The organism is Okeania sp. SIO3B5, assembly GCF_010692555.1.
Taxonomy (GTDB): Bacteria; Cyanobacteriota; Cyanobacteriia; order Cyanobacteriales; family Microcoleaceae; genus Okeania.
Genome location: NZ_JAAHHG010000163.1, coordinates 1 through 19308 on the forward strand (window position 1 = coordinate 1; position 19308 = coordinate 19308).

Consider the following 19308-nt stretch of genomic DNA (forward strand, 5'->3'; position numbering starts at 1 on the left):
CAAATCTTTTTATTCTCCCTACTCCCTACTCCCTACTCCCTACTCCCTACTCCCTACTCCCTACTCCCTACTCCCTACTCCCTACTCCCTAATAAGTTCGATCTAAAAATTCAAATTGTCTAATTCTTGCCACAAAGTATTCATAAATCCCTCAGTATCTTTTAAATCCATCTTACCTAAAGCTTCCCACTCTTCAGTACTATAATTATTGTCAATTCTCATCACATCCTGAGTCCAATAAGGCAAACTAGATGGTTTTTCCATCAGTTCACGAGCCATATTTTCTGCCGCTTTACCAGGATTTTCCCCAGTAATTTTTGTTGCCAAACAAAACTTTAATAATTTTGCCAAGTTACTATCAGGAGAAACTAACATGAGAAAAGCCATATTTTTTGCTAGTAAGTGCTTTTGTGACTCCATAAGTTTTCTGTCTATTTTTAGTTAGTTTTAATCTGGTTTAATTTTAGCATTTGTTGGGAATCTCAAAAATTATTAAATTAAATGTTTAAGTTGCTCTTTTTCTTTTGGGTTTAATACCCAGTCTACACGATATTTACAATAGGTGGAGCTTGAATTCCCATCCACTTTTTCCTTCTTCCTTCTTCCTTCTTCCTTCTTCCTTCTTCAATTATGCTTTGAACCATCTGGCATAATTGCATCTTTTAAATAAGTATTAGAAAGTTCAGCAACACTTACTTTTGCATCTTTGAGATTCGCACCAACTAAATAAGTTTCAATAAGTTTTGCCCCACTCAAAGTCGCCCCACTCAGATTAACACCGCTCATATTAGCATTACTCAAGTCAGCACAAACTAGATTAGCATTACTCAAATTAGCACTACTCAAATTAGCATTACTCAGGTTACTAAAACTGAGATTTGTATCAATTAAATTACTGCTTGATAGTTTAGCATTAGCCAGGTTAGCATAACTTAAATTTGCTTGTTTAAGATTAGCGTTATCTAGGCAAGCTTCACTCAAATTTGCTTCATTGAGATTTGCTTTGTTCAAATCAATACTTGCCAAATATGCACCAGGTGCTTGTAGAGTTCTCAGAGAAACACTATCTTTATTCAAATCCTGAATTGCCATAAACCGAGCTTGACTATCTTTGATACCTTTAGCTGCATCTATTACGCTCCAAGCTTGATAGTGAAATTCTTTTTTTCGGTCGGGGATTTCTTTGATAAACAGAATTATAGCAACAATAAGACTAATAGTATCGGCAGAATCTAATGTTTTAGCAAAAATAGAATCTTCACCGACTAAATTCACCACTATAATTGCAATAATGACGGCGATAATTACTACATATATTTTTGGTAATTTCCAGAAAATATTAATAATTTGTGTAAGTATTTTTTTTAGTTTTGCTGTTGCTTTTTCAGCAGAATATTCTTTGTCTGACTGTTCTTTTCTTTCCTTAGTTTTGGTTGTTATTTTTTGTCTAGTTGTTAGAGGAGAAAGAGATTTTTTTTCTTGTTCAGAAGTGGGTTGTGTCGTTGTTTCTTCTACTTGTTTGGAAAGTGGTATTGGTGTTTTTATATAACCTGCTCCTTCAAACATGAATCTAGTAATCTGACCGAGTGCATATACCCAAGCTGTCTTAACTTCGGGAGTCCAGTCCTCCTGGAGATACTGTTTTAAAGTTTTCAGTATAGTTTTTCCTACTAAGGGATAATGTTGTTTGAGAGTGCCATAATTAACGTGACGGGCACCGAGATCGCGTAATACTTTTGCTAAAGCTTCTGGGTTTCGCAGACTTTCCACTACTAAAACTATGGAGTTGAGCAACTTTTTTTGTTGATTTTCCATATCAGTATTAGCAAATAGTGGTTTTGCTTCTGGATATGCTGCAAATAGGTTTTCATAAAAACTGGCAGCAAATTCTGCTCCACGGGGTTTAATTTTTTCAAAGCTGTTTTCGATGACTTCTACCTGTAACTTAGAGCTTGGTTTTGATACTGGTGCTTTCTCTAGATTGATTTCTATTTTTGGTGGCGAGGTAGTTTTAACTTCTGTGTTTGAAGTTTCTGGAGAATACCCTGCACCCTCAAACATCAGTTGCACAATTTGTTCGTAAGCAAATACCCACGCATTCTTGAGTTCCGAATTCCAATCTTGCGGAAGATACTGTTCTAAAGTCTTCAACAATGCTTCCCCAACTAGAGGATAATGTTGCGGTAGAGTTCCATAATTAATATGACGGGCACCGAGAGCGCGCAACACTTGTGCTAAAGCTTCTGGGTGGTGCAGACTTTCTACTACTAACACTAAGGAATTAAGCAACTTTTTTTCTTGCTGTTGTATATCAGTATTAGCAAATAGTGGTTTTGCTTCTGGATATGCTGCAAATAGATTTTCATAGAAACTGGCAGCAAATTCTGCTCCACGGGGTTTGATTTTTTCAAAGCTCGTTTCAATGAGTTCTATTGGTGAAGTAGGGGTTGGTTGTGGGGGTGGAGTTGGTATAGCTTGAACTTTGGTTTCGGTATTCTTCATGTCGGGGTTTTCCTTAGTCTGGGTTTCGGTTTCTGTAGTCTCAGTAGTAGGCGATCGCTCCTTCTCCGGTGGATAGTTTGCACCTTGCAACATCAATTTTGCAATCCCACGATAAGCATATATCCAAGCTGCTTTTACTTCTGGAGTCCAACATTCGCCAAGATACTGCTTTAATGTTTTTAATAGTGCTTTACCTACGAGGGGATAATGTTGTTGTAGCACTCCATAATTAATGTGGCGGCTGCCTAATGCTTGCACGACTTCTTTTAGTATCTCTGGATGACGCAAATTTTCGACTATCAGTATCAGAGCATCAAGCAATTTTTTTTGTTGCTTTTGTATGTCAGTATTAGCAAATAGTGGTTTAACTTCTGGATATTCTGCAAATAAGTTTTCGTAGAAACTGGCGGCAAATTCATTAGCATCAAGTTTAATTTTCTCAAAACTTTGTTCTATAATTTCAATTTTTGATTGCATTTTTTGTGTAAAATTTAGATATTAACTATTAGACATTTCCAAAAATAAAAAATAAAATCAATTATCGTACAGAAATTATCAGTTATTTCCCCTCCTGGGAGGCAGGGCTATTTCAAAGTATCGCAAGTTAACGATGAGCGGGAGAATGGGAGTAATGGGGATAGGAGAATAGGGAAATTTACCAAAATTTGCCTATTTTTCAGCAAAGTACGCGTCTTTAAGCTCTGAGAGAATATTTGGTTCAACGCCACTTAAAAGCCTCTATCCCCGTGTCTGGTGTGTCTCCGTGTCCCCGTGTCTATCGAGAATGAAACAGCCCTGCCTCCTGGGAGGGGGAGGGGCGAGGGGTGGGTTCCCTATTCCCTATTCCCTATTTTATGGAGATGTCTATTGATTATTATAGATAATTGTTTTCAGTATCAAATCACACATTAACTTGTGATGGTTCTGTCAGAAATTAAGAATAGCTTGAAAGAGAAAAATAGAAATCTCAGGAAATTACACATAATAGATAATTTTTTGTGTCTTTTTTCAGAAATTTTCTTCCCTGTTGCCAGATGAGCTGTTACCTACTTTTATAAAAAGTCTATTCTTTTTCAGAGATATATAATGTAGATAAAAAAAAGATAAAAAAGATTTAATTGTTACTTTTGTAACAACTATATTATTTTACAGTTAAAAACTGTAAAGTGTTGTAACAATTACGATTTTGATCGTAATAAATTTTACTCAAGTTTGACAGTTGATCTAACCTATAAATTACTATGGTTTGACAATACGTCTAACTTATTAATTTGAAGTAATGTAACGAGGTAAAAACGATGAATAATCTCCAAAAATATCGTATCCAATGCACACTAACTTTCGGCGATATTTATGGCCAAATTATTGTTTGGTTAATAGTGGTATTCTTGAGCATAGCTGGAGGAGTCGCCCTTTGGACTAGCAGTAGCCAAGTCTATGCTCTAGGAGCTATTGCTTTAATCGTGGTTTTGTCTCTACCCTTCTTACTTTTTGCTTTTGTAACTACCCTATTAAATCATATTGAAGTACTTTCAGCAGAACCTAACGACGAAGAAGAGTCTCAAACATCAATGTCTGGTCAGCAAGCAGCAACTTCTCTAGGCTAAATGTTTTGACTTTGAATTGAGCAACACCGAAAGCTAAAGTCCTCATTTAATTCGAGGTACTTAAACAGTTAAAAACCTGCCTGCTTAATGACACAGGTGGGTTTTTTATCTCAGAAAAAGGTACTGATAACTGATAAATGAAATGACCCGTCAGAAAATGATATAAATACCTTTTTTTAGATTAGACATCTCTAATAATAAATAAAAAATAAAATCAATTATGGAACTAGATATATAAATTATTTCCCCCTACTCCCTACTCCCTACTCCCTACTCCCTTTTTTCTGGAGATGTCTATTTGGTATAAGATAATGAAAACTATTAGAGATTTACTTAATGTTAGAACACGACGTAATAATAGTAGGTGGCGGTCTGGCAGGCAGTCGCGCTGCTGTAGAAATAGCTCGCAAAAATCCCAGCTTAAATGTGGCAGTTGTTGCCAAAACTCACCCCATTCGCTCCCACTCGGTAGCAGCTCAAGGTGGAATAGCAGCTTCCCTCCAAAATGTAGACCCCAAAGATAGTTGGAAAGCTCATGCTTTTGATACAGTCAAAGGTTCCGACTATCTAGCTGACCAGGATGCAGTAGAAATTTTGGCAAAAGAAGCACCAGATGTAATTATCGACCTCGAACATTTAGGGGTATTATTTTCTCGGTTGCCAGATGGTCGCATTGCTCAACGTGCTTTCGGCGGTCACTCTCACAACCGGACTTGTTACGCTGCCGATAAAACTGGTCACGCTATTTTACATGAATTAGTAAACAACCTCCGACGTTATGGAGTGCATATTTATCAGGAATGGTATGTAATGCGCCTGATACTCGAAGATGGTCAGGCAAAAGGCGTAGTTATGTACCATATTCTAGATGGTGAAATTGTTGTCCTGCGAGCAAAGGCAGTGATGTTTGCCACTGGTGGTTATGGTCGAGTATTTAATACCACTTCCAATGATTATGCTTCTACAGGCGACGGTTTGGCAATGGCAGCAATGGTTGGCCTTCCTCTGCAAGATATGGAGTTTGTACAGTTTCATCCTACAGGTTTATATCCAGCAGGAGTTTTGATTTCTGAAGCGGTGCGCGGTGAGGGTGCTTATCTGATTAATAGTGATGGCGATCGCTTTATGAAAAATTATGCTCCGAGTCGCATGGAGTTAGCACCCCGCGATATTACTTCCCGTGCTATTACTTTGGAAATTAGTGCTGGTCGCGGAATTAATATGGATGGTACTGCGGGTGGTCCGTTTATTTATCTCGATCTACGGCACATGGGGCGGGAAAAAATTATGAGTCGAGTACCGTTTGCTTGGGAAGAGGCACATCGTCTTGTAGGTATTGATGCGGTGAACAAACCGATGCCAGTTCGTCCGACTGCTCATTATTCTATGGGTGGCATTCCTACTAATAATGATGGTAGAGTTTGGGCGAGTGCTGATAGTTTGGTGGATGGGTTATTTGCTGCGGGGGAATGTGCTTGCGTTTCTGTGCATGGGGCGAATCGTTTGGGCAGTAATTCTTTATTGGAATGTGTGGTTTATGGGCGACGGACTGGGGCAGCGATAGCTGATTTTGTAGAAGGTCGCAAATTACCGGATATTGAGGAAGAACCTTATATTCAGGAGGCACGAGAACAAATTCAAGGGTTGTTAGAGCGTTCGGGAGAATATCGTATTGATTTTTTACGGCAGCAGTTTCAGGATACGATGACTGAGCATTGCGGTGTATTTCGTTCTCAGGATGTGATGCAGGAAGGGTTGGAAAAATTGAAGCAGTTGCAGGAGCAATATCAGGAAGTTTATTTGGATGATAAGGGTAAGTTGTGGAATACGGAGATTATTGAGGCATTGGAGTTACGGAGTATTATTGTGGTGGGTGAGACAATTTTAAGTTCGGCGTTGAGTCGTCAGGAAAGTCGGGGTGCGCATAGTCGGGAAGATTTTCCGCAACGAAATGATGAGAGGTTTTTACAGCATACTTTAGCTTATTATTCGTTAGCAGGAATTGATATTGGTTATCGGCCTGTGGCACTAACTATGTTTGAACCACAAGAACGGAAGTATTAAGTAGGATTTTAGGAGTCAGGAGTCAGGAGTCAGGAGTCAGAATGAATGGCTTTAATACCATTTTTTAGAAAGTCTTTTAACCAGACTTACTCTTTGTAAAATTGTTTTTTCAAAATGGTATTACCAATGGATAATTGATAATGGATAATTGATAATTAGAGATAGTTTTCATTATCCATTGTTCATTGTTCATTACTCATTATCCATTAATGAATTCTGGCGTTCCTGAATTGAAGTATGAATGCGCGATTGTTTGGTTCTGCTCAAGCCCCCTAAATCCCCCAAAATTGGGGGACTTTTAGAGTTTTATTCCCCCCAAAATTGGGGGGTTAGGGGGGCTTGCATCATACCCAGAATCAGCAACGCCTGAATTCTTCTTACTTATTACTTCTTCCTTCTTACTTCTTCCTTATTAGTAACAAAAATATTATGACAATTTCAATCACAGCAGAACCTATTCCTTTAACAATAAATACGGATGGTGTAGTCCTAGTTGCCGGAACACGAGTTACACTAAATACAGTTGTTTATGTTTTTCAACAAGGAGCAACAGCAGAAGAAATTTGTTTGGCATATCCATCATTAAATTTAGCAGATGTTTATGCAGTGATTGTCTATTATTTAAGGCATCAAGAAGAAGTAGAAAAGTATTTGCAGGAACGACAAAAAATAGCACAAGAAGTATGTCGAAAAAATGAGGCGAAATTTGACCCTCAAGGAGTACGCGATCGCTTAATTAATTAAAATTTTTCCCAGCTCTAAAATATCTATAAAAATATGTCACAATACTTATATTATGGCTAGTGACGAAAAAATTAAACCCCTATTTTGGATTGGGGATTCATTGAAAAATTTAAGAGAGTTTCCTGAGTCCGTAAAAGATCAGATTGGATTTGCTTTATATCAAGGACAAGTAGGTAGTAAACACATCAGTGCTAAACCTCTCAAAGGTTTAGGCGGAGGAATACTTGAAATAGTAGAAAACTTTGATGGAGATACTTATAGAGCTGTTTATACAGTAAAATTAAAAGGAGCTATTTATGTTCTTCATGCTTTTCAGAAAAAATCAAAAAAAGGGATAAAAACACCTCAAAAAGATATTGAACTAATTAAGCAACGACTGAAAATAGCCCAACTACATTTTAATGAATCGTTGATAAAGAATCAAGAGGATAATAATAATGAGTGATGAAATTTTAGTAACTGCAAGTAGTGGTAATGTGTTTGCTGATTTAGGTATTAATAATGCTGAAAAAACTCTAGCTAAGGCAAAAATTGCTAACCGTATATGTGAATTAATTAATGAACGTCAATTAACTCTTTCTACAGCATCAGAATTATTAGGTATTAGTGAGGAAAAAATTTCGAGACTTATAAGTGGTCTATTGCAAGAATTTGATTCTGACCAATTATTTCAGTTTCTCAATTATCTAGATCAAGATATTGAAATAGTGATTAAACCTAAATCACCAAAAAGTAAGTATGGAGAGATAAATATTGTATATTAAATTATGTCGAATGAAATATTAAAGAACATCAAATTAAGGGTTATCGGTAGTAATGGAAGGAAAATGTATGCTAAACTTTTAAGCTTTAATTGCCTCTCATTGCACTAAGCTTCGATCTAGACCTTCTTTGAAACATTCAATTTTCCGTTCAGACCGCAAAAGTAAACACTATTTATATAAGAGATGCTCAAAGCAATTTTGTTCGACCTCGATGGCACCCTAGCAAATACAGACCCTTTGCATTACGAAACCTGGAAAGAAATTTTAAATAATCACGGAGTAATAATTGACCATAAATCTTATAAACAATATATTAGTGGTAGAACTAATCCAGCAATTATTCAAGATTTACTACCACAACTATCAACCACAGAAGCAGAAGAACTAGCAAATTATAAGGAAGTAAAATTTAGAGAAATTGCCTTAAATTTAAAGCCATTAACAGGATTATTAGAATTTATTGAATGGCTAGAAAAGCAAAAACTCCAGAAAGCAGTTGTGACAAATGCACCTCCAGAAAATGCTGAATTTATGTTAGATGTTTTGCAGTTAACAGAGACTTTTCCATTAGTAATATTAGGTGGAGTAATGACTGTGGGGAAACCCGATCCTGCACCTTATAAATTATGTTTAGAAAAATTGGAAATATCCCCAGAAGAAGCAATTGTTTTTGAAGATTCTCGTTCAGGAATTAAGTCAGCAGTCGGAGCAGGAATTTACACAGTAGGAGTTGCTTCTACCCATGAACCTGAATCTTTATTAGAGGTGGGAGCGAGTATTGTTATTAATGATTTTAGTGATGAAAAATTACAGCAACTTTTAGATAGAAGGAAGTTCCAAGTAAACTAAGGTTATGATGGCAAAGATAAATCCTTAGTTACACAAAAGCTAAAAATGTTTATTTCCAACTTGATACGGTCTCGGGGTCTCCCGTTATAATCTGCGATTTAACGGGAGGGGAATTGCCGAGCTGCAAATTAAACAGGTTTCGATTGCTGTTCAAATGTAGCACTAAAGAGTAGTATAAAATTATGATAATTACTCATTGCTACAAAATTAAGCCCACTCCTGAACAGTCAGTCAAAATAGATTATTGGCTAGAACTGTTACGAAGACATTGGAATTATGCTCTAGGTCAAAGACTAGATTGGTTAAATAGAACTAGATGTCAAGTTGACCGTTGTTCATTAATTTCATGTCCTATTGGTGAAATTTCTACTAGACCAGATTATTATTTTCAACAATCAGCACTTAAACAGACAAAAAAGTTATTTCCTGACTACAAGGAAATATATTCAGAAATTCAACAAATTAACTTACAAAGGCTAGATAAAGCTTGGAAACGTTGGTTAATACCTGACAAAAAAGGTCAACGTGGAGGGCGACCTAGATTTAAAAAATCAGGAAAGTTAAGGTCATTTTGTTTCAGCAGAGTCAATAATTCTAAAGCAGCAGTTAAGTTTGATGGTAAGCAAATCATTATTAGTAGGTTTGGTACTATTCCAGTCATAGTTCATAGACCTATACCAGATGGTATGACGATAAAAACTGCAACTATAATCAAAAAAGCTGATGGTTATTATATAAGTTTCAGTTTAGAAGATAAATCAGTTCCTAATCTAATTCCTACAAATAATATCAAAACTGCTGTAGGTATTGATGTAGGGTTAAAAGAGTTTTTAACTACTAATACTGGTGAGACTGTTTCTGTACCTAAATTCTATAGAAAATCTCAATCTAATTTAGCAAGAAAGCAAAAAAAAGTATCTAGAAAAGAAGTTGGGTCTAACAACTGGAAAAAAGCGCAAAATAGAATAGCTAGATTACATCAACATATAGCCAGACAAAGAGAAGATTTCCATTACAAAACTGCTCATAAATTAGTTAAAGAATATGACATGATTGCAGTGGAAAACTTAAATATTAGAGGATTAGCAAAAAATACTAAACTATCAAAATCAATTTATGATGTAGGTAAACAATGAATAATGAATAATGAATAATGAATAATGAATGAGATCAAATCCGTTGGCTTCACAGTAGTATAATTCTGTCGATCATCATACAATCTGTAAGGGTAAATGGCCATTCGCCCCTACAATATAGACTCTGATCTTTAAAGATTAAATAACACCGATGCTACCGGATTTGATATGATTCTTTAATTATTAATTATTAATTATTAATTATTAATTATTTAAGGTGTTCATGTAATAAAAGTTAATCCTCACAATACATCACAAAATTGTAGTAATTGTGGTCATAAAGTACCTAAGGCTTTATCAGTTAGAACTCATTCTTGTCAGAAATGTGGAATAGTTTTAGATAGGGATGAAAATGCAGCAAAAAACATATTAAATAAAGCGCTAAACGAGGTGGGTATCATCTTGTCTGCTTGTGGAGGCTTAGATATTGGTCAGCCTGTGAAACAAGAAACTTCTTTGTTTGTTGAGAAGCTCCCGTTATAATCTTTGATTTAACGGGAGAGAACTTCACGAGGTATTAGTTTATGAATAATAATGCTACTTATCGGAAAATATTAATTTTATCAGCTAATCCTAAAAGTACAAGTTTTTTAAGGTTAGATGAAGAAATACGAGAAATAAAAGAAGGATTGAGGCGATCGCCTTCTAGAGATTTATTTTTAATTGAATCTGCGGAAGCTACTCGATATAGAGATATTCGTAGAGCTATTTTAGATTATCAACCTAATATTGTTCATTTTAGCGGACATGGAGCAGGCCATGATGGTTTAGTTTTTGAGGATGAAACTGGGTCTCAAAAATTAGTTGATACTGAAGCTATTGCCGGACTTTTTCAATTATTTTCGGAACAGGTAGAATGTGTTGTTCTGAATGCTTGTTATTCAGAATATCAAGCTCAAGAAATAGCTAAATATATTAATTATGTGATTGGTATGAGTCAGGCTATAAATGATAGGGCTGCGATTGAATTTGCTGTGGCTTTTTATGATGCTTTAGGAGCTGGACAAACTTATGATTTTGCTTATCAGTTAGGATATAATGCTATTATGATTGCAGGAATACATCAAGAGTTAATTCCTCGGTGGTATGCTAAAAATAGGGAAAATTCAATTCCTCAAACTGTGACTTTTATACCTCGTAATAAATCTAATTTTAATACTTCTAATCAAGGAGATAAAACAATGGCTGGCGAACGTAATATCAAAGTTAGAACTGGTGGTTATCACGAGACAAAAATTGGAACTTGTGAGAATCGTGAGACAAAAATTGGCACTGGTGATAATCGTGAGACAACGATAACTATTAATGACCAAGGAAGTTATGTTGGAGGAGATTACTATAATAATTCCGCAGAAAAACAAAACCTGGCTGAAGCTGCCAATGAAATTCAACAATTGCTGGAACAACTAAGTCAAAATAATCCTACTAATACAATGACTGGAAATATGAAAATAGCAGGGGAAGTAATTGAACAAATTGAAACTAATCCTGCTTTGATGAATCGGGTTTTCAGTACATTAAAAGCTGGTGGTGTGAGTGCTTTTGAGCAAATTTTAAATCATCCGGCAGCGAGTTTTGTGATTGGTGCTTTGGAAGAGTGGCAAAATACTAAAATTCAAGGCAAATAAAAAACAAAATCTAACACAAAAGTTGCTAGTTTATTTCCCTTTCCTATTCTGGGGAGTTATGATAACTATCGCCTTCAACATAACTCCCTCGATCGTTAACGTTAACAGAAGTCTCTTGGTAATTACCTTCGTTAATAGATGTCTCTCGGTAATTAACTTCGTTAACAGAAGTCTCTCGATAACCACCTTGCTGGACTTCAATATTCCGGGTTTCTTGATAGGTTTGAACATAAAATCTGTTCTGCTTTAAGGCTGTTTCTAATAAGTTTTTCAGCTCAATAATATGTTTGTCTTTTTCTGCTACTCCAAAGTACAGGAAAGATGTTTTTACGGCATCAATGCTGACTCGCTTAAATGAAATTCTTGAAGAATTATTAATTAAATGGGAATGCAAATTAATCGAATTTAATGGGGAAGAAAATCATGTTCACATTTTGTTTCAGTATCATCCCAACGTCATGTTAAGTAAGCTAGTTAATAACGTCAAAACAGTCACAAGCAGACGGTTAAGAAAAGAATTTGCAGAACAAATTAATGCTATTTACTGGAAAGATGTTTTATGGAATGGCTCTTATTTTATTGCTTCTTGTGGCGGGGTGACAATTTCTACTTTGAAAAAGTATATTGAAAACCAGAAAACACCAGAATAGTATTGCCAACTCGCGTAGGCATCGAGCCTACTTAATTGACCACCGATTCATCTCACACTCCTCTTAAAAATTATGGTGTGAGGCTTCTCGGCAGTCTAGCTAAAAATTATTACCATTCAACAACACCAATTATCCAAATTGTCCAAAAATGAACTTAATCAGCAAACTATTTTCCAAAATTAACATCCCTCCGAATATTCGCTTTCGACCCAAAAACCTCCTCTGGGTTTCTCTAATAATATTTGGACTAAGCCTCACTCAAATCTACACCTATCTACCAACCGCCACTGCTCAACAACCCTCCTCCTTTTCCCCCAGAGAATTTCGAGGAGTATGGGTAGCATCCGTTGCCAATATTGACTGGCCGTCCCAACGTGGTCTATCTGTTGCGCAACAAAAATCAGAATTACTCAACATCCTCAACCGGATGCAAGAACTTAACCTCAATGCTTTAGTATTGCAAGTTCGACCCAATGGAGACGCTTTGTATGATTCTCCCATCGAACCCTGGAGTGGTTGGATGACAGGTAAACAGGGAACCCCACCACAACCATATTACGATCCACTAGAATTTGCGATCGCAGAAAGTCATAAACGCAATATCGAACTCCATGCTTGGTTTAACCCATACCGCGCTCAACTTAGTCCCAATGATGGTTCCTTTGCTGGAAATCACATGGCGGTCAAATATCCCCAATATGCTTATAGATACGGCAACAACATTTGGATGGACCCAGGGGCGAAAGTTATTCAAGACCAAACTTTCAACACCATTATGGATGTAGTCCGTCGTTATGACGTTGATGCCATTCATTTTGACGACTATTTCTACCCCTACCCTAAAAGGGGACAAGAGTTCCCCGACTACCAAACCTATAACGCATACAAAGCATCTGGCGGTACTCTCTCTTTATCTAACTGGCGACGACAGAACGTGAATAATATGGTGCAACGTCTTTACCAAGGTATTCACGCTGAGAAACCTTATGTAAAATTTGGCATTAGTCCATTTGGCATTTATCGCCCAGGGAACCCTCCTGGTATTGTCGGGTTAGATCAATATGAAAGTTTATATGCTGACGTCAAATTATGGATGGAGAAGGGTTGGGTAGATTATTTAGCACCCCAACTTTATTGGCGAATCGACCCCCCTCAACAAAGTTATCCAGTTTTGTTAAATTGGTGGTTACAACAAAACCCACAACGTCGTCATATTTATGCGGGAAACTATTTAAGTCAGTTGCAAGGTGCGGGTTGGTCAGTATCTGAATTTGAGAGACAAGTTGCTATTTCTCGTCAGAGAGCAAGTCAACTTTCTTTAGGAAATATCTTTTTTAGTATGAAGATGTTTCGAGATAATGTGGCGGGTGTAAATAATGTATTCAAAAATTATGTTTATTCGACTCCAGCATTACCTCCAGCGATGCCGTGGTTAGATAACCAACCTCCCGCACCACCTACAGGAATACAAGTTAATTCTGATGTTATTAGTTGGAGTGCTGATAATACTGGAGATGTTCGGTCTTGGGCGTTGTATCAGCAAACAGGTAATCAATGGTCACTTGTACAAGTATTAAATTCTGCTACTAATGCGGTGAGAGTTACCCCAGGAACTTATGCTTTGCGGGCAGTAGACAGGTTGGCAAATGAAAGTGTAGAAGAAGTGGTAACGGTGCAGTAATTTAGAAGTCAAAATTCAAAAGTCAAAAGTCAAAAGTTAGAAGTTGTTTTTTTAATGGGAATTTTGAGAAACCCTACAAAAACGTTTCGCCTTAAAAAGTAGGGATGTTGTATGCAACGTCTCTACTATTGAGAATTGAGAATTCTGATCCTGAGTCCTGACTCCTAAAAACCCCTATAGCATTACCCTTTGTGAGGTACAGCGCTGGAGATCCCCCCTAACCCCCCTTGAGAAGGGGGGAACTGGAAGTCCCCCTTTTTAACTGGAAGTCCCCCTTTTTAAGGGGGATTTAGGGGGATCGTTGATGTACCTCACGCCTACTGAAAATCGCACCCTTTGTGAGGTACAGCGCTGGAGATCCCCCCTAACCCCCCTTGAGAAGGGGGGAACTGGAAGTCCCCCTTTTTAAGGGGGATTTAGGGGGATCGTTGATGTACCTCACGCCTACTGAAAACCGCTATATCTATATTATAGCAAACATTTATAAAACTGGTATTAAATATGGCTTTCAGTGATTTTAAAACAATCTCGGATGTACAAAAAAAGTATAGAATTAAATATTCAGAAGAAAATTTCATAGTTAGTCAAGAATTATTGCCTTCAGACAGTTTTATCAAAGACTTTGAATTTAACAAAGAAAATATAGACTTGTTTGCCTCAGAAGCATCTCGCAGTGAAATTATCATCTCGCCACTATTGCGTGAAGTCTATAAGAAATATTATCAGAAGTATTCATTTTGGATTCGCAAAAGTATTTCTTACGATGAAATTCTCTCTGGAACACCTGACTATATTTTTTCACGACGTTCTGAACTTGGTAAAACTGTATTAGAAAAGCCTATTGTTATTGTTGTTGAAGCCAAGAAAAATGATTTTGAGCATGGTTGGGGGCAATGTCTGGCGGAGTTGTTCGCGTCACAGAAAATAAATGATAATTTTTTAAGGGCAGTATATGGAATAGTGTCAGATGGTAATTTATGGCAGTTTGGAAAGCTTGTGGCAGACAATTTTATCAAAGATTCTGGGAATTTTACTATCGATAATTTGCCAAGAGTTTATGGTGCTTTGGAAAACCTGGTTCAATTAGTAGAAGAAGATGATGAGAAATAGGATAATTTGTAGGGGTTTGGTCCGCAAAACCCTAGAGTTCCCTGTTCCCTATTTTCTCTATTCACTCAAAATATTAATGGTTGTTAAAAAACCAGGTTTCTGCTGATTAACGAAAGCTCATATTCGAGAGTCAAAATATCTATCAACCAAGGATTGATATTTTGATAATTACTCAAATAAGGGTTTACCAAGACCAGAGCAAGCATCCCCAGTTAACTTAACTAATTTATCTTGTTTCCTATGTGGATTTTCTTCCTTTATAAGAGTATTATATTCATCTTGAAAATTTTGATTCACTGTTTTAAAGTCTATAATATTCAAGAATTGAGACTTCTCATTATCACGTATACCATAAACAAAAAGACAAACAGGTTCTTCATTTCTACTGGCCTGAATAAGTCGTGCAAGAAGCGTTTGAGAATTTCTTTTTGATATGGCTTTGGTAATATCAGGAATTGTGCCTTCGTAGTCTACATTTTTAAGAACACTAATATCTTTCTCTGGAGATACACCTTTATTTAGCATTCGATCCGTAGGTTGATGGTCTGTATAAATCATAGAAGTTTGTTCAAATTTTCCTTTTAATCTCTGAACAAAAAAAGCTCTGAGTCCATCTGTTCCATCTTGTTCAGCAAAATTATAAGATGTTTCTGACCATCCTGTGATTTTGACCAAAACCGACCCCGATTTATAATTGCTAATATCTATTGGAGGATGGATAATTGCTTGAAATTCTACAAAATCAACAACAAATCCTATGATAGAAATCATAATACTAGCAATAGTAGCAACAACAAATACTGTACTATTTCTACGGAAAGATTCAATAAATCTGTGCAAGAAATTTTTTTGATTTGCTTGAGTGTTTTGATTGTTTGGATTTTGTGAAGTAGTCATCAGTTGCACCTAAAGTTTAAGTTTGGGCGTTAGTAAATCAAGAGGTAAAAATTTAAAGGTCATCCAAAGCGATCGCCCTGAATACCCGACTAAGAATGTTACTCCTAGGAAAAAATCATCTCTTTAACCGTATAATACCAAGAGCTGAGTGTTTGTTCAGGATAAAACAACTAAAAGGCAAGACGCTCATTCTACAAAACTATTCAGGAAAAACAACGTGCAGACAGAGCAGTATAAATGCTCAAGGAAAGAGGAATTAATCTGGATAATGTATAAGCATTATTCCAAAAATTTAAAATTCTTGGTAGGGGTTTAGTCTCCAAACTCTCTAGTAATATTATTGGTAGTTTTACATAGTAATGGTATACAGGAATAAGGAATACCTGGAACGGGAGCAAGATGCTCCCACTACTATTCCCTATTACCTCTTTTCTATATATTTCTCAACTATGCAAAAAAATCAACTCAAACAAAAACTCAAAAACGGCGAAGTTGTACTCGGACCTTTTATGAATTGCGCTTACCCTGCATTCATAGAAATTTGTGGTCTAGCAGGATTTGATTTCGCAGTCATTGATCTCGAACACGGACCTCTAAATATCCTGGTTGCAGAAGACCTTTGTCGTGCTGCTGACTGTGTTGGTATTGCACCTATTGTTAGAGTCAGCAAAAATGATGCTGCACAAATTCAACGCGCTCTTGATATTGGTAGTGCAGGTGTACAAGTTCCACAAATAGAAACAATAACCGATGCAGAAATAGTAGTGCAAAGTGCAAAATATAATCCTATTGGTTGCCGTGGTTTATCATTCGGAACTCGTGCAGGAGTTTACACTTCAGCAGGCAGTAATATAACCGATAAATTGAATTCAGAATCTTTAGTTGTAGTTCATGTAGAGGGTACAAAAGGCATCGAAAATCTGAGAGAAATTGTTACAGTTCCTCATATTGATGTAATTTTTCTCGGTCCTTACGATTTATCTCAATCTTTAGGTATTCCTGGAGAGGTAGATGATATTCGAGTTGTTGAATTAATGCAGAAAGCAGTAGAAATTATCCGGAATGCAGGTAAAACTGTTGGTACTTTTACTAATAATCCTGAGACTGCTAAAAAATGGATTGACTGTGGAGTTCAATATATCGGATTAGGTATAGATGTGAGTATTTTCTTACAAGGTTGTCAAGCTTTAGTCAAAGGTGTAAGAGGTTAATTTTTACTTTAGAAGGAAGAGAGAAATAGCATTTCTCATAAAGATGAGGTACATTTACGATCCCCCTAAATCCCCCTTAAAAAGTGGGACTTTGAAGCTTTTTAAGCAGTTCCCCCCTTATTAAGCTATCCATTACCCGCATATTTCTTAACATAAAACTTGACAAAACTGACAAATTATGAGTAAGTCTTAGTTCGGCTTTTTCGGGAAAATAATGTATAAAAAAAGCACATTTATTGGTGATTGCTCAAGTATTTTTACTTAGATACTATGATTTTTTCTCCGTGTCTCCCCCTCTCCGTGTCTCCCCGTCCGCACAAGAGTTTCAGGAGTTATGGGTAAGGGATAGCTTATTAAGGGGGGATCTAAAACTGTATCTCACCAATTTGAGAAACGCTATAATATGAAGTACAGAAATTAACAATTAAATTTTTTGGCATTGCATAATTGTGGGATGACTTTATCAGAGAGCATCAAGTATAATCCCCGTGTCTCCGCGTCCCCGTGTCCCCGTGTCAGCCTCAATCATCCCAGTATTCAGCAACGCCAATTTTTTCAGTGCGGGCATCTTGCCCGCGACAGGTGTACCTCACCAAGATGGAATCCGCTGTAAGAATTGACAAAGCTATTTTTTTGAGTAAATTTATACATTTTTTAACAAAAATTCATACTTTGTATTCTATTTAGCAACACTTCTCAGAAATCTGAGCTATATTAAAAATATAGTTGTATAAAACTAAATTTTTGCTCTATAAAAATAGGGAGAAATATTTATGCAAAAAGTTTTAGATTCAATTCATTTAGACTACGCTTTTATGTTTACCTACAAAAAGGTAAATTCTATTAGCATGGAAGGTTTTGAACAGTTTTTTGCCGATCTTCCAGTCGATCCCTACATAAAAGCTAAGTATCGTTACAGAAGACTTTCTCGTTTTATTATCTCAGGGGAAGAGTTAATAAAACAACCTCATGGTTATCTTTTGCAAACTAAAAATTATAATCCTCTAGTAGGAGGAATTAAAAGAGAATTTGCTGAAATAGACGACGGACTTATTGCCTTAGATAACTTTAAAAAAATGATTTTAGCTTTCTGCGATTCCTGCAAACTACATCCAGAAGCAGATATTGGAGTTCATCAAATTAGAACTATTTGTTCCCCTAATAATTCAGGTAATCCAGCACCGGAAGGTATTCATAGAGATGGCACAGATTTTATTGGCATATTTGCAGTAGATCGACATAATATTCAAGGAGGTGCAACCCATCTTTATGGTGCGAAAAAAGAAAAACCTGTGTTTAGTAAAATTCTCCATCCTGGGGATTTATTGTTAGTAAATGACCATGAATTTTTCCACTTTACAACTCCAATTAAACCTGTAACTGAATCAGCAGGATATCGAGATGTATTTGTTCTGACTTCTCCAAGTTTGATTCATTGATTGAAGAAGGAAGAAGGCAGAAGGCAGAAGGAAGAAGGAAGAAGGCAGAAGGCAGAGGGCAGAAGGCAGAAGGGAAAGTTGCTTATGGATTCAAACTCCAAACAATTTTAACTACCCTCGTTGACAATGAGTAAGATTTATACTTTTGATAAGTTGTCTGTAGACTTGTTGCGAAATCAGAGAGAGTTAAACTTACAGCGGTTCCCGTTTTTATGAGGTACACAAGTCGCGGGCAAGATGCCCGCACTACAATGATTTTACCATTCAAGCTTGTACCTCATTTGTCCGAAATATGCTGTATTACTTTGTCAGAATTACCTTTTTCCGAGGGTCTCAATATTATTTTTCTCCACCTTAAATAAATTTCACTGTTCCACTATATAAATTTGATACCCCATCTCCCCTGATTGCAAAGGTACTGATAACTGATAACAGAAATAACTTCTGACTTCAAACTTCTGACTTCTGACTTCAAGAAGGGGGGTTGACAATTTGTATACTTGGGGTTAATATTAAAAGTAAGGCTATAGGTATAAAGAACCTCGACAAATAAATAGCAGTAGGTTTTTAGTCATTTCTAGTTTTTAAGGAGTGGTTGAAAGGTGGTTTTTCATCTTTGCATGGTACCCCATCGACGCGGGTCGGAGAATCGCTGTAACCCTTATTCTCTCGTTGACCCGCGTCGATGCCATGCTAGGAGGGGGTTTGAGGGCTGTCATTTTGGCAAAAATTGCCTTGTTGATTTTTTTATCAAAGGGGCGCGTCGATTTGGGGGTCTGAAAGCCTTGTTATGTCGTCGTTCCAAAACGTAGCTCCCCCCCGCTTGGGTTAATGCGGATTAGTTGGAAACGATAACATCATTTTCAGAACTTTTCAGATCTCCATTAACCCCCCCGCTTGGGTTAATGCGGATTAGTTGGAAACTTCAATGCTTCCATCAAATCCACCTGCTACATTTTCAACCCCCCCCGCTTGGGTTAATGCGGATTAGTTGGAAACTCAGCGGTAAGCTCCCGCGTTTCCGCG

Annotated in this window: 18 protein-coding genes and 1 pseudogene; 15 read left to right on the forward strand and 4 right to left on the reverse strand. The window is 36.7% G+C overall.

All coding sequences use genetic code 11. From position 1 onward, the window contains the following. Positions 1 to 102: 102 nt before the first annotated feature. Both F6K54_RS21025 and F6K54_RS21030 read right to left on the reverse strand, forming a co-directional pair. On the reverse strand, positions 103 to 420 hold the full coding sequence (locus tag F6K54_RS21025; RefSeq protein ID WP_293081433.1) for a hypothetical protein: 318 nt from the start codon (positions 418 to 420) through the stop codon (positions 103 to 105). A 204-nt stretch (positions 421 to 624) separates the two neighbouring features. After that, positions 625 to 2979 carry a globin domain-containing protein gene (locus tag F6K54_RS21030; RefSeq protein ID WP_293081436.1) on the reverse strand — a complete coding sequence of 785 codons (2355 nt, stop codon included), beginning with the start codon at positions 2977 to 2979 and terminating at the stop codon, positions 625 to 627. 821 nt (positions 2980 to 3800) lie between these two features. Here F6K54_RS21030 and F6K54_RS21035 point away from each other — a divergent pair. The 9 genes from F6K54_RS21035 (at position 3801) to F6K54_RS21075 (ending at position 11294) form a co-directional block, all read left to right on the forward strand. Beyond that, the gene (locus F6K54_RS21035; protein ID WP_293081438.1) at positions 3801 to 4109 is read left to right on the forward strand and encodes a hypothetical protein; all 309 of its coding nucleotides are present in this window, start codon (positions 3801 to 3803) and stop codon (positions 4107 to 4109) included. A gap of 336 nt (positions 4110 to 4445) precedes the next feature. Further along, positions 4446 to 6173 carry a succinate dehydrogenase/fumarate reductase flavoprotein subunit gene (locus F6K54_RS21040; RefSeq protein ID WP_293081440.1) on the forward strand — a complete coding sequence of 576 codons (1728 nt, stop codon included), beginning with the start codon at positions 4446 to 4448 and terminating at the stop codon, positions 6171 to 6173. 429 nt (positions 6174 to 6602) lie between these two features. Then, the gene (locus F6K54_RS21045; RefSeq protein ID WP_293081443.1) at positions 6603 to 6917 is read left to right on the forward strand and encodes a DUF433 domain-containing protein; all 315 of its coding nucleotides are present in this window, start codon (positions 6603 to 6605) and stop codon (positions 6915 to 6917) included. Between the two features lie 52 nt (positions 6918 to 6969). Beyond that, complete coding sequence (locus tag F6K54_RS21050; protein WP_293081445.1) at positions 6970 to 7362, forward strand: type II toxin-antitoxin system RelE/ParE family toxin; 393 nt, start codon at positions 6970 to 6972, stop codon at positions 7360 to 7362. Continuing rightward, on the forward strand, positions 7355 to 7681 hold the full coding sequence (locus tag F6K54_RS21055; RefSeq protein ID WP_293081448.1) for a helix-turn-helix domain-containing protein: 327 nt from the start codon (positions 7355 to 7357) through the stop codon (positions 7679 to 7681). Before F6K54_RS21050 ends, F6K54_RS21055 begins: the two co-directional genes overlap by 8 nt. Before the next feature lie 183 nt (positions 7682 to 7864). After that, on the forward strand, positions 7865 to 8530 hold the full coding sequence (locus tag F6K54_RS21060; protein WP_293081451.1) for an HAD family phosphatase: 666 nt from the start codon (positions 7865 to 7867) through the stop codon (positions 8528 to 8530). A gap of 182 nt (positions 8531 to 8712) precedes the next feature. After that, on the forward strand, positions 8713 to 9666 hold the full coding sequence (locus F6K54_RS21065; RefSeq protein WP_293081454.1) for a transposase: 954 nt from the start codon (positions 8713 to 8715) through the stop codon (positions 9664 to 9666). 228 nt (positions 9667 to 9894) lie between these two features. Continuing rightward, on the forward strand, positions 9895 to 10149 hold the full coding sequence (locus F6K54_RS21070; RefSeq protein WP_375341989.1) for a zinc ribbon domain-containing protein: 255 nt from the start codon (positions 9895 to 9897) through the stop codon (positions 10147 to 10149). Between the two features lie 41 nt (positions 10150 to 10190). Next, positions 10191 to 11294, forward strand: coding sequence for a CHAT domain-containing protein (locus F6K54_RS21075; RefSeq protein ID WP_293081457.1), 1104 nt, complete (start codon positions 10191 to 10193; stop codon positions 11292 to 11294). Between the two features lie 43 nt (positions 11295 to 11337). On the opposite strand, the gene F6K54_RS43835 is transcribed toward F6K54_RS21075, so the two are convergent. Then, positions 11338 to 11688, reverse strand: coding sequence for a hypothetical protein (locus F6K54_RS43835; RefSeq protein ID WP_375341990.1), 351 nt, complete (start codon positions 11686 to 11688; stop codon positions 11338 to 11340). Here F6K54_RS43835 and tnpA point away from each other — a divergent pair. From tnpA to F6K54_RS21090, 3 genes and pseudogenes are all read left to right on the forward strand, one after another. Beyond that, a pseudogene (gene tnpA, locus F6K54_RS21080) lies at positions 11597 to 11944 on the forward strand (IS200/IS605 family transposase); the annotation flags it as partial. The gene F6K54_RS43835 and the pseudogene tnpA sit on opposite strands and share 92 nt — an antisense overlap. A 148-nt stretch (positions 11945 to 12092) precedes the next feature. Further along, positions 12093 to 13625 carry a glycoside hydrolase family 10 protein gene (locus F6K54_RS21085; RefSeq protein ID WP_293081460.1) on the forward strand — a complete coding sequence of 511 codons (1533 nt, stop codon included), beginning with the start codon at positions 12093 to 12095 and terminating at the stop codon, positions 13623 to 13625. Between the two features lie 501 nt (positions 13626 to 14126). Continuing rightward, the gene (locus F6K54_RS21090) at positions 14127 to 14735 is read left to right on the forward strand and encodes a hypothetical protein (RefSeq protein ID WP_293081463.1); all 609 of its coding nucleotides are present in this window, start codon (positions 14127 to 14129) and stop codon (positions 14733 to 14735) included. A 168-nt stretch (positions 14736 to 14903) separates the two neighbouring features. Here F6K54_RS21090 and F6K54_RS21095 read toward each other — a convergent pair whose 3' ends face one another. After that, positions 14904 to 15632: a hypothetical protein gene (locus F6K54_RS21095; protein ID WP_293081466.1), complete on the reverse strand. Its 729-nt coding sequence runs from the start codon at positions 15630 to 15632 to the stop codon at positions 14904 to 14906. A gap of 449 nt (positions 15633 to 16081) precedes the next feature. On the opposite strand from F6K54_RS21095, the gene F6K54_RS21100 reads away from it, so the two are divergent. From F6K54_RS21100 to F6K54_RS21110, 3 genes are all read left to right on the forward strand, one after another. Next, positions 16082 to 16843 (forward strand): HpcH/HpaI aldolase/citrate lyase family protein, encoded by a 762-nt coding sequence (locus tag F6K54_RS21100; protein WP_293081469.1) that lies wholly within the window; start codon positions 16082 to 16084, stop codon positions 16841 to 16843. A 773-nt stretch (positions 16844 to 17616) separates the two neighbouring features. Next, a complete protein-coding gene (locus F6K54_RS21105; RefSeq protein WP_293081472.1) occupies positions 17617 to 18282 on the forward strand; it encodes a 2OG-Fe dioxygenase family protein in 666 nt (221 codons plus the stop codon). After that, the gene (locus F6K54_RS21110) at positions 18279 to 18416 is read left to right on the forward strand and encodes a hypothetical protein (RefSeq protein ID WP_293081476.1); all 138 of its coding nucleotides are present in this window, start codon (positions 18279 to 18281) and stop codon (positions 18414 to 18416) included. The genes F6K54_RS21105 and F6K54_RS21110 overlap by 4 nt, the downstream gene beginning before the upstream one ends. Positions 18417 to 19308 lie beyond the last annotated feature (892 nt).